An 11561-nucleotide genomic window follows, 5' to 3' on the forward strand; every position below is an offset into this window, starting at 1 on the left:
AGGGATCTTATTTAATTATACTTAATCTCTTAATTCAATTTTGCATCACCTAACATAGACTCGACCAATTCCAATTGTCTGCCTTTGTTGGATAGCTCTTCACGTACCACTTTTTCAGCAATCTCAATAGATAAGCTTGCCACGTGATTTTTAAGCTCAGCCATAGCCGATCTTTTTTCGTTCTCAATAGCTTCTTGAGCTTGAGTGATCATTTTAGTTGCCTCTTCTTGGGCTTCTTCTTTGGCATCACTGACCATCTTATTTTTGATCTCACGCGCATCTTTCAACATAGCTTCACGTTCAGCACGTGCTTCGTTAAGGATACGTTCGTTATCTGCCTTAAGATTTTCCATCTCCAATCGCGCCTTATCAGCGGCTTCCAATGCATTCTTAATGCCATTCTCACGTTCATCAATAGCTCCTAAAATTGGCTTCCATGCAAACTTTTTTAACACGATAAGAAGAAATAAAAAAGTGATGATCGACCAAAAAACAAGTCCTAACCCTGGTGTAATTAAATCCATTTATAAAATAGGTTTTAGTTTTAATAATTTAAATTTTAAAATACAGAGGCAACCAACCGTTACCTCTGTATCTTGTAATCCTAATTAAACGATTAACGACGCAACAACACCAAAAAGTGCTACTGCCTCTACGAAAGCTGCTAAGATAAGCGCTGAAGTCTGAAGTTTTCCTTGGATTTCCGGTTGACGAGCCATAGCGTTCATAGCTGACTCACCGATTTTTCCAATTCCCATTCCAGCTCCAATAACTGCGATACCAGCTCCGATTGCTGCAATTCCTGTAATAGTCATAATATAAAATTTAAATTAATTAATGATTGTCTTCTTCCGCTGTTGCCGATCCGATATAGAGGGCTGACAACACGGTAAATATATATGCTTGAATTGCAGTAACTACAATTTCTATGATTAAAATGAACAATGAAAACCCTACAGATACCGGTGCAATAAATACACTCTTAAATATAAAGATAAGGGACATCAAGGATAAGATGATGATATGCCCTGCCGTAATGTTGGCAAACAAACGAATGGTCAATGAGAACGGTTTTACAAACATCCCTATGATCTCAATAGGCGCTAGGAATATTTTCATCGGCACTGGAACTCCAGGCATCCAAAAAATATGTTTCCAATAGTTTTTGTTACCGCTGAACATGGTAATGAAAAATGTGAACAATGCCAAAGACAATGTAAAGGCAATATTACCACTCACATTGGCGCCGTTTAAAACAGGAATCAATCCGAAGATATTATTGATCCATATAAAGAAAAACACGCTCAACAAAAACGGCATGAACCTTCTGTATTTGTTTTCACCAATCATCGGAATGGCCACTTCATCTCTGATAAAAATAACGAGTGGCTCCATAAAGGAAGCAATGCCACTTGGGACAAATTTGTTTGTTTTTTTATACTTGCGGGCAGAAGAGATAAATATGACAAACAACAACAGCATGGTCACCCACATCATAAATACGTTTCGGGTAATAGAGAAATCTAAAGGCAATGCCGCATTTGTAGGATGGTCCTCTTCATCAAAGGTAAGGGTATCTACTCCAGCATTCAATTGGTAAATTTTTTCGTGATATTTCACAAAGCGCTCGCCGTTCTTCTCAACTATTTGCGTCCCTGAATCGTCGTGGTGAAACTCACTTGACATAAACGTCACCAGACCGTTATCCGTGTATAGAATGATTGGCAACGGAATACTTATGGGCTTATTATTCCATTCTACAATATGAAACTCATGGGCATCCTTAACGTGATGCATAATCATTTCCTTGGCATTGAACCCGTTGTCTTCACTATCGTTTTCTTGAGCGGCAAAACCAGAATTGGCAATTGCTAAAGAAAAAACCAAAAACAATACGGACCTTAAAGTGTTTAATGTCATTATGAATAGCTTAAAAATACCTTGCTCTAAATTCCGTGCAAATGTACGTACATTATGTTAAATGTCAAACACTTTTTTGTCAATATTAAAACCGAGGTTGTTATGAGGGTTTTTGAAGGAATTTTGTAATGGAATAAACCTCGAAGGCCAAGTAGATAAAATAGGGGATAAAAAAGTTGAAAATGTCGGGTTGTTTCTTCTCAAAATCCGATAGGATAATGGGTAAAAGAAATAAAATGGCAAGAAACATTTTTACGAATGTACTTCCCATAAAGAGTACGAAAATATCAGTTTTACCGGTTGAAAACTTGTAATTTACCACTGTATACAGCAAGGTTGTGACTGAAAAATGGAACACATAAATCTGCCAGACTGGGAAAAACAGTTTTAGATCTGTTCCAAAATAGGTCAGCAAATAACTATGAATGCCATAGAGCACTAAGCTCATAACCGTGATAAGAAGTAAAAAATTAACTTGTCTTTTAAGAAAGGTTGGATTCATTAAATAAGGAAAAAAATTATTGGATATTATATATAACCACAATCTTCCGCACAATTTGCGGGCAGATCGAAGTTAATTCTCATCTTTTGAATTTGCAATAATACGTCTTATTACAAAAACCACCGCCACAATAGTGGAGGTTAAAGACAAAATAATGGTCCACAGATTATTTTCGTTACCGTAATGGTCGTCAATCTTGACACCGATAAAGCTGCCAATTCCGATAATGGCAAACATTTGTATGGCTATACTTGAATATTTGGCGTAGCTATTAAGCGGGTTGTCCCTTTTCGGTTGGTTTGACATTGGGTTGTGGTGCTTTTTGATTGCTAGTATTGCCAAGTTCCTTGAGGGTTCCTTTCATGAGACAGGTAGCATTAAACGCAGCTCCAGGTTCAACGGCCAACTTGCTCACTTCCACTTCGCCCTCCACGATGGCTGAGGCTTTGAGCGACAAAGTATCTGAAAGGATAAGCTTGCCTGAAAATTTACCTTCTATATCTGCATTGGCCCCCTTAAGTGTACCGTTGATAATGCCCGTTCTCCCAATCACAACTTTCCCTGGGGTTTTAACGTTGCCCTGTATGGTGCCTTCAATTCTAAAATCGCCATCACTAATGATATCTCCTGTAATGGTTGTGCCTTTTGCAATGGTGTTTTGTTGGTTAACCGCTTCTGAGGTTGTTTTTCCTTTTTTTGGTTTTTCTGTAAACATAATTCTGTTGGTTTATTGGTTTTCTAGGTAGTCTTTGAGGTTTTTATGTCTTTGCACAATTTCATAGTTAGGTGATGAAATGGCAATATAAGGTCGTGTGATATTGGCTTTCCGCTCTCTAAGTAAATCGGCAAATCCTCTAGCACCGTTAATACTTTTTAAGCCATGCACCACTACAAAAGTAGTGTTATTATTATAAATATCCTTGGAAACGCTAAGGTCGAAATACCTAATCTGCGAGACCTCATCCTTCAAGGTCTCTATAAATGCGTCCACATCTTCAGCATTCGAGTGATCAAACTGATACAAGACATTAAATTTAGAGCCTATGGAGTCTGCTTTAAATTCTTTATCGGATAAAGCAGGGATAACGTTTTTTATGATTTCCTGAGCCCGCTTGCCCTCTTCAGAATTTGGATAATTCAAAGCAATATAATTCACACCTTCTTTATACGCCTCAAATCCGTACAAACGTCCCATCGCTGAGGCTTTTAAAATTTCAAACTTAGGCACAATGGGTTCACCTTCAAATTCAAGAACGTACTTATCACTCTGATCAATGACCTCTTGAAAGTTTTGTGCCTCGTAACTGGCATAGGTGCGCTCGTAAATACTTTCCGGACTGTTCTCGTCCTTGGACATTTCCGATTTTGGATTTAAAAGGATGGCGGCATACCTCGAATCTGGATAATTCGTGATGATATCGTGCTTCATCTGTTCTTCAGCATTGGTTTCATCCAAACGTCCGTATAGTTTGTATAAGTTGTATTTGGTAGGCAAGACAAGCCGATCTTCGGGCTCATTCGCCATTAAGGTTTTGAGTTTATCTTTTGCAAGTCTGTATTCCTGAAACTTTTCCTTATAGATAACCCCCAATTGATAATAGGCGTAATTTCTTTCTTTAATAATACTGTCAATGACTTTCTGATCGGTCGGAATTTTTGAAATATAAAACTCTGGATCGTAACGCTCTTCATCGGAGGCATCAACTATTAAATCATTCGTTTGAACGGTAAGTTCGTTGCTTCGTGTACTCGAAAGTCGCCAATTATCCTGGAGGGATCGGTCGCCCCAAATTTTTAGAAATTCATTTTTCCCGTAGGCTACAGTATTGGGGTTATAAAAATAAAAGGTAGACTTTGCTCCACCCGGTGGATTTGCGGCGCTGCTTGCAAAATTTCCGACACCTCTGTTGTTCGCTACATTATCGGCTGCAATAATACCCGCATTGGCCTTTCGTTGGGCAATTTCTTCCTGCTCTTTTAAAAGCTCGGCTTCTGCCTTCAATTTCTCGATATAGGTTTCGAATACGGCAACTCTATCGGCATCAGATAAATTAACCAAATTCAAGATACTGTCATTTACTTGAGCTACACTTTCATAATAAATAACATCCTCTAAATTCTCTCTTTTGCGCTTAATAGTCCGGTAAGGTTTGGAGTCGATCACCATATTCGTCAGCGTACTGTCATAATAAGCGCCAGCCGTTTTATATTCTGATTTGTCAAAACTCATATTGCCCAGAGTGACATAGTCAAGAGCGCGTAAGTGCTTATCACCTGAAGACGCTCTCAACGATTTATTGTAGTATACCACTGCCAACGAATCCCGATCGGCCTGTTTATGGAATTCCGCAATGCGGTAATAAATTTTGTCCAAAAAGGGTCTGTTTTCACGGTTTTCCTCAAGTTCGGTCAGATAGTCCTGAAATGCCAAAACGTCGCCCGTTTCAAGGTCAAAGTTGGCCGCCTTTGCCAAATGTGCATTGATATAATAGGCTCGAGGTACTTTTCTGTGCAAATCAATAACCTTATCAAAAGCCATATTGGCACTGTCTTTATATCCAAACTCATTGTAAAGTTGACCTCTGATATAGTTATAACGTGCTTTTTCCTTATTTTTCTTAGTATAGGATGCAGCAATTGCCAATTGGGTCAAGGCGCTGTCCTTTGCTTGAATGTTAATGTAGGCCTGCGCTAAAGCAGCAGTGGCATCAGCTAAATCCTGATCCTCTAAATTTTCCAATCGCATCAGGCGCTTTAAGTTTTTGATGGCAAGCTCATTGTTTTCAAGACGCATATTGGTCTTTTCACGCCAAATTTTTGCTTCATTGATTTTATCGCTGGCAGCGTATTTGTAAAGAATATAATTAAAGGCTTCCACTGCAGGAATAAAACGTTGGTCGAAATAACGTGCTTTTCCAAGCAATAGATAGGCTTCATCAATTTGCGGATTCCGTTCTCTCCCCTTGATATTCATACCATGGGTCTGAACTGCCTTGATAGCTTTCTCTTCGGCGCGTTCAAAATCGGAGTTTTTGGACTGGCCCGGGAGCATAAAATCATCTGTGGTTTCCATACGTTCTACAGGAAGCAATTCCCAATAGTTATCCGTAAAGGCATCATCAACAGCCTCTCTTCCATTTTCAAGGGCCATATTCCCATTGTAGAGAACGTTATATTTGGTGCCCATTGCATGAAAGTTTCTGTTAATGAAAGTATCCTTCTTGCGCGAGCAGCTTGAGACTATAAGTGCCGCGAAAAACAGAACCATTATGGATTTGAAAAAACTGTGCAACGTTGGTTGTATTTGGTTCATAAGATAACTAAAAACAGCTGCAAATATTATGCAATGCCGTAAAAATAAGCATCTTTTTGAATTATTCGAGGAAAAATTAGTGGAGTTTTTGATGCGGGTTACTGGGTTGCTTCTCAGGTATTTCTCGCAGAGCCGCGGAATCGCGAATGCCGAATATTATGTTGAGACCTGACAGGTTTTGAAAACCTGTCAGGTCTAAAAGCAGCAAATTCCAATTTTACTCTTCGTGCCAAATAAATCAGTCAATATCAACCATAATCAACGCCATTTGCGTTCTGTTTCACACGATGTCACCCGCCTAAACAACCATGCAGGTCAGCTTTCAATTTCGTGTATAGGTGACGCTGAGAAGACCTCAGGGGTTTTCCTCCTTCGGCGGACAGGTGGAAACCTGTGAGGTCTTGTTTGTCCAAAGATAACCTGCTATTCCCCCGCAAAATGTGCTTCCAATTCTTTCAACGTGGCGGCACTTGTAGCCAAATCTTTAATGACTTCACCCTTCTCCAGAACGACAATCCGATCACTCACTTCCGTCACATGCATAAGGTCATGACTTGATACCAACACTGTAACACCCTGTTGTCCTGCAAGATTTTTGATAATCTGTTTCAATCGGATTTGGGTAGTAGGATCTAAATTGGCGAACGGCTCATCAAGAATGATAACTTCCGGATTCCCGATCAAGGCGGCTATAATACCTACCTTTTTCTGGTTGCCCTTACTCAAATCTCTCAGATACTTTTTTTGGCTCAATATTTCACCGTGGAAAAAATCTTCAAACTGAATTAATAATGCATCGACATCGGCTTTATTTTGACCGCGTAATTCTCCAATAAAATAGAAGTATTCTTCAGGAGTTAAATAACCAATTAAAAAGGTTTCATCAATATAGGCCGAAGTGAAAGGCTTCCAATCTTCACTTTCGTTGACTTGAATGTCCTTGCTTTTAATAAATCCGGTGGTGGGTTGGATCAGATCCAAAAGCAAGCTGAAAAACGTCGTTTTCCCTGCGCCATTATTACCTACCAGTCCAAAGCTCTGACCTTTTGGAATGTCGAGGTTTTCAATGCTTAAAACGGGGCCTGCATTATATGTTTTTGATAGATTGGATACTGTTATCATAATTAGTTGTTTTGTTTGTAAGCGGCTAATGTTTTGTATTTTTCCGATTTATAGACCCTTTCTATAATGTTGAATACTTTGTTCTTAAATAAAAATCCGGCCAATCCAGCAATGGCTACCAAAGCAAAACCGAAAGCTTCTCCAAGTGTAAAGTGTCCAACGGCATAAATTGCCATTGGCAATAACAATTTAGGAATGGTCAACAATAAAGTCTTCGCATTAAAGGCCTGTTTATCTCCAAAAGCTTTTTTACTTGTGGTCAGATCTATCGGGGTTTTGATATACGCACCACCCCATAGCACCAAATGGCTATTGACACCTATATTGTAAATGGCACCCACGACAACTGCGGCATAAGCTTGCCATCCCCAATACAGATAAAAAACAGAAATGATTGTTGAAGCAATGGTTGCAATAACCATTAAATACCATTTTGAAGCGATATACTCTTTATAGCGAATGTTCTGGCTCATCATTAAAGGGTAGTAGGCACTGTCCCAACTTGGTACAAATTGTCCAAAAGTAAATAAGAACCCGCCAGATATAAAAATCCCGGCAAAGACTCTCCAGAAAGGACCTTCATAGGCCTCAACAGAGCCAGTAAAAAAGAGCAATCCATAAAATATAAATAGCACGCTAATGAGCAAGGTTGTTTTTGAGCGTTTATTGCGTCTTAATAATTTAATATCATTTTTAAGGAACGTGGACATGCTCCCAAAGCGGTTCAACCACGTGTAATCCTGAGTTTCCGCAATGTCATGCTTTATGGAAAGTCCAGCGTCCAAATACAAGTTGTTTTTAAAAAAAGTAAAGGCCATCCTATAAAACACCACAGCCAATACTGCTGGAATAAAAGCCAAATAGGGTATTGCGTAAAAGGAATTAAAAATAGGGTAGGTAAACTGGGTGATGTCAAAAATGCCGTAATACTGCAGACCGATCATTGCTACAATGGAGCCAATTACTGCGTAAAAGACCATATCTTTATTATTGACGAAGATATTGATGAAATTATTGCAATAAATCCAACCTAAAATAGCAAAGCTCCAAGCCAACACCTGTAAAACCGGAAAACCTTCCATAATTAGCACAATCGAAAAAGGAATAAAGAAGAACGCATGCAGAATATTGAAAAATGAAATCATAGTCTTGCCAATGGCAAAATTGACAATTGCTTTTCTTTTAATTGGAAGATACATTAGGGGCTTGATGTTCATCACTGGCATTTTTTGAAGAAAATACCGGAACACCAAGTCAATTCCCATATAGTAAATCAGTGCTTGGTTGACCACTTGGAAAGGTTCCATTTTAAATTGCTCCTCAATGATAAAATAAACCCCAAAGCCTAAAAGTAAAAATGAGGCGATCATCCATAGAGCACCAAAAACCATCATTATTTTTAGGAAGAGATTGGTCCTAAAAGAAGCTGATCTTATAAAGGATTTCCACTCGAGACTAATAAAATATTTAATCATACTGATTTAGTTGCGATTTAAATATTGGTAATATTAAAGCACTATTTGTTACAAACAAATTAAAAAAAGAAAAAATAATCCAAAAATATCTACCTGCATACCCACTCCACATCTCTTATTATTTTGTTAGAGAGGTGGCATTTATTATAAGCTTTCGTTACTTTTGAGGAAAATTTATAATATGTCACAATTTCACACCCTATCCATAAAAAATATTGAAAGAGTCACTTCCAAATCGGTGACCATCACTTTTGAAGTACCTCAAGACCTAAAAGAAGCTTACAAATTCAAAGCAGGCCAATATATTACCATAAAAGCGACTATTAATGGCACAGAAATAAGACGTGATTATTCCTTATGCTCATCGCCCAAAAGCGGCGTTTTAAAAGTTGCGGTTAAAGAAGTTAAAGATGGCACTTTTTCTGCATTCGTCAATAAGCAGTTGAAAGTTGGAGACCAGTTGGAAGTAGCCCCACCGAGAGGTCATTTTATTTTTGAACCCAATGACTCCAAAACCAAACACATTGCAGCCTTTGCAGCAGGAAGCGGCATTACCCCTATTTTAAGTATTGTGAAATGTGCTCTGGAAGAAGAAGTTTTAAGTAATGTGGTTTTGGTATATGGCAATAAAACGACAGACGATACCATGTTTTTGAGCGAATTACTGGAACTGCAACGTCAATACAGTGATCGTTTGGCCATCCAGTTCGTTTTTAGTCAAGCCCAAGAGGATGATTCTATTTTTGGACGCATCGAAAAAAGTACGGTCAACCTTATCTTGAAGCACAAACATAAAGACTTAAGTATTGATGCTTTTTACCTATGTGGCCCTGAAGCGATGATCCATACTGTAAAAGATGTCCTTGCTGATCATGACATACCGAAAGATCGTGTCTTTTTTGAGCTTTTTAAAGCTGCAAAACCTACAGAAAGGGATACTGTGACCCTTCCTGATGGACAGACCAAAATTTCTATTGTTCTGGACGATGATACGACTACATTTGAAATGTCACAAAAACAGACCATCCTCGAGGCCGCTCTTGATAACGATTTAGACGCGCCTTATTCATGCCAAGGTGGTATTTGTAGTAGTTGTTTGGCACGTATCATTGAAGGTGAAGCGAAAATGCGTCAAAATAACATCTTGACTGATGGTGAAGTTGCCGAGGGCTTGATTTTAACCTGCCAGGCACATCCATTAACACCACATATCAAAATTGATTATGACGATATTTAAACATGTTTTTAATGCCAATAGCAATAATACGGTTAATCTTTAAAAACTATTATTTCATCGAAAAAAACCAAGTAACTCTCTTAAAATTATGTTAAGAATTAAGAATACTATATTTTTATTCTTGATTTAATTGTTATTATAAGGATTATCTATTAGCAAAAAATTAAATCTGATAACCCTGCTTTCTAGTAGGGTTTTTTTATGATGTTTTCAATCTTCTCTATGACATCCTTGGGATGGATAGTTTCCATGCAAGTTTCATATCCTTCAGGAAATTTATTGCCGTAAATAGAGGTGGGAATTTTAGGGAATTTTGTGCGATCAGCTAAAAGCGCATTATTCTCGTCCTGATGGAATGGGTAAAAACCTGCATACGGATGGGTGACACCCCAAAGTGTCACAACTTTTATGCCCAGCATTGCGGCCATATGCGCATTGCCCGAATCCATAGAAAGCATGATATCCAAATTTGAAATGACGTCCAATTCTTCATCAAGACTTAGCTTTCCAGCGATACTCGTGACATTTTCACCTTGAAGCGAATTCAAGTATTCAGCATCTTCTTTACCTCCAAACAGCAATACTTTATAGTCTTTTGATAGCTCTTTAATCACTTCTTCCATCAATTGCAATGGATACATTTTGCTTTTATGTGCTGCAAATGGCGCAATTCCTATCCAGTTTTTGGTATCCCTTCCTACAATTTCAAGAGTTTTGGAATTCAATTCGGAGCGATCAGGAAAAGAAGGTTCTAAAATTTCAATAGGAAATCCCAATTTTTCAAAAACATCACAATAACGTTGATGGGTGGTTTTCAGCTGTTCGAAAATCTTTCCATTAACTAAGGCTTTCTTTTCGGCTCTTCCCTTATCTATTTGAACGGGCTTCAAATCTAACAAAAAGATTTTTAGAATATTGCTTCTTAGGACATTGTGTAAATCGGCCACAGCATCAATGCCCAAAATCCTTAATTCTTTAGAAAGTTCCAAAAGGCCAAAAAAACCTCTATGTTTTCCTTTTAAATCGGGTTCAAAAACAGATACATTTTCTAAATCACGAAAAAAGGGTTTAAAGAAGCCCCTGGTCAAGACGGTTAATTGGATCCCTGGATACTGTTCTGTTAATGCCCTTAAAACCGGAATGGTCATGGCAACATCTCCCATGGCGGATAGACGGATGACGAGGATGTGTTTGGGTTTGGGTTTGGAATTAGACATTTTACAAAAAATAAACCTGTCAGGTTTTTGGAAACCTGACAGGTTGCGTTTAGTTTATTTTTGTCCCCGCAACACAGGATTCAATTCATCATCATTATACATTTTCATTTGCTTGTACACTTTCATGTATTTGTCACCATTTTTAATGTCTGCAAGCAAATCGTCAATAGCCTTGCTCAAGTCCTTGCGCTGCTCCAACAGCACATTAAGTTTAGTTGTACAGTTGAGCTTATGTGATGAAGAAGCATCAGGACGCTCAACTTCCTCATTCATATGGTAAATTTTTAAAGCTAAGATGGATAACCTGTCTATAGCCCATGCAGGACTTTCGGTATTGATAGTTGCATTTGGTTTCGGTTCAACATCATCATAAAGACTTAAAAAATAACTGTCAATATATTCAACCATATCTGTTCTGTCCTGATTGGACGCATCAATCTGACGTTTTAGTTTCAAGGCTTCCACAGGATCAATATTTGGATCTCTGATGATGTCTTCATAATGCCATTGAACGGTATCAATCCAACATTTTCTGTATAAGAGGTGTTCTATCAAGTTCTTGTCTTCGTCATAAATATTTTTAAAGACTTGGTCAACCGTATTCTTTATGTGGTAAGTATCGATGACTTTTTGAAAAATTTCATTGGCTTTTGCTGTAAACATAATCTGATGATTTTAAAACGTAAATATACTTCTAATTAATTAACTTTACCATTCAAATTAGAGTTTACGCCTTATGCATATTCACAACTTAACAGAAAAAAATTCCATTTTA

Annotated in this window: 12 protein-coding genes; 1 reads left to right on the forward strand and 11 read right to left on the reverse strand. The window is 38.0% G+C overall.

Annotation, left to right across the window (positions count from 1 at the left end; all coding sequences use genetic code 11):
- Positions 1-29 precede the first annotated feature (29 nt).
- The 9 genes from MWU32_RS00530 to MWU32_RS00570 form a co-directional block, all read right to left on the reverse strand.
- Positions 30-524 (reverse strand): F0F1 ATP synthase subunit B, encoded by a 495-nt coding sequence (locus MWU32_RS00530; protein ID WP_246936743.1) that lies wholly within the window; start codon positions 522-524, stop codon positions 30-32.
- 84 nt (positions 525-608) lie between these two features.
- Positions 609-815 (reverse strand): ATP synthase F0 subunit C, encoded by a 207-nt coding sequence (gene atpE / locus MWU32_RS00535; protein ID WP_027126213.1) that lies wholly within the window; start codon positions 813-815, stop codon positions 609-611.
- Between the two features lie 19 nt (positions 816-834).
- Positions 835-1920, reverse strand: coding sequence for a F0F1 ATP synthase subunit A (gene atpB, locus MWU32_RS00540; RefSeq protein WP_246936745.1), 1086 nt, complete (start codon positions 1918-1920; stop codon positions 835-837).
- Between the two features lie 100 nt (positions 1921-2020).
- The gene (locus tag MWU32_RS00545) at positions 2021-2422 is read right to left on the reverse strand and encodes a hypothetical protein (RefSeq protein ID WP_246936747.1); all 402 of its coding nucleotides are present in this window, start codon (positions 2420-2422) and stop codon (positions 2021-2023) included.
- Positions 2423-2494: 72 nt separating this feature from the next.
- Positions 2495-2728 (reverse strand): AtpZ/AtpI family protein, encoded by a 234-nt coding sequence (locus MWU32_RS00550; RefSeq protein WP_246936749.1) that lies wholly within the window; start codon positions 2726-2728, stop codon positions 2495-2497.
- Complete coding sequence (locus MWU32_RS00555; protein WP_246936751.1) at positions 2694-3137, reverse strand: polymer-forming cytoskeletal protein; 444 nt, start codon at positions 3135-3137, stop codon at positions 2694-2696. Before MWU32_RS00555 ends, MWU32_RS00550 begins: the two co-directional genes overlap by 35 nt.
- A gap of 12 nt (positions 3138-3149) precedes the next feature.
- Positions 3150-5609: a tetratricopeptide repeat protein gene (locus MWU32_RS00560; RefSeq protein WP_246936754.1), complete on the reverse strand. Its 2460-nt coding sequence runs from the start codon at positions 5607-5609 to the stop codon at positions 3150-3152.
- Positions 5610-6158: 549 nt separating this feature from the next.
- The gene (locus MWU32_RS00565; RefSeq protein WP_246936756.1) at positions 6159-6857 is read right to left on the reverse strand and encodes an ABC transporter ATP-binding protein; all 699 of its coding nucleotides are present in this window, start codon (positions 6855-6857) and stop codon (positions 6159-6161) included.
- A 2-nt stretch (positions 6858-6859) separates the two neighbouring features.
- A complete protein-coding gene (locus MWU32_RS00570) occupies positions 6860-8332 on the reverse strand; it encodes a DUF5687 family protein (protein WP_246936758.1) in 1473 nt (490 codons plus the stop codon).
- 181 nt (positions 8333-8513) lie between these two features.
- Here MWU32_RS00570 and MWU32_RS00575 point away from each other — a divergent pair, with 181 nt between their 5' ends.
- A complete protein-coding gene (locus tag MWU32_RS00575) occupies positions 8514-9569 on the forward strand; it encodes a ferredoxin--NADP reductase (protein ID WP_246936760.1) in 1056 nt (351 codons plus the stop codon).
- Between the two features lie 185 nt (positions 9570-9754).
- Here the strand turns inward: MWU32_RS00575 and MWU32_RS00580 are convergent, their stop codons facing one another.
- Positions 9755-10786 carry a glycosyltransferase family 9 protein gene (locus tag MWU32_RS00580; RefSeq protein WP_246936762.1) on the reverse strand — a complete coding sequence of 344 codons (1032 nt, stop codon included), beginning with the start codon at positions 10784-10786 and terminating at the stop codon, positions 9755-9757.
- Positions 10787-10840: 54 nt separating this feature from the next.
- Complete coding sequence (locus MWU32_RS00585) at positions 10841-11449, reverse strand: DUF4254 domain-containing protein (protein WP_246936764.1); 609 nt, start codon at positions 11447-11449, stop codon at positions 10841-10843.
- Positions 11450-11561 lie beyond the last annotated feature (112 nt).

This window comes from Gelidibacter sp. F63206 (assembly GCF_023015735.1).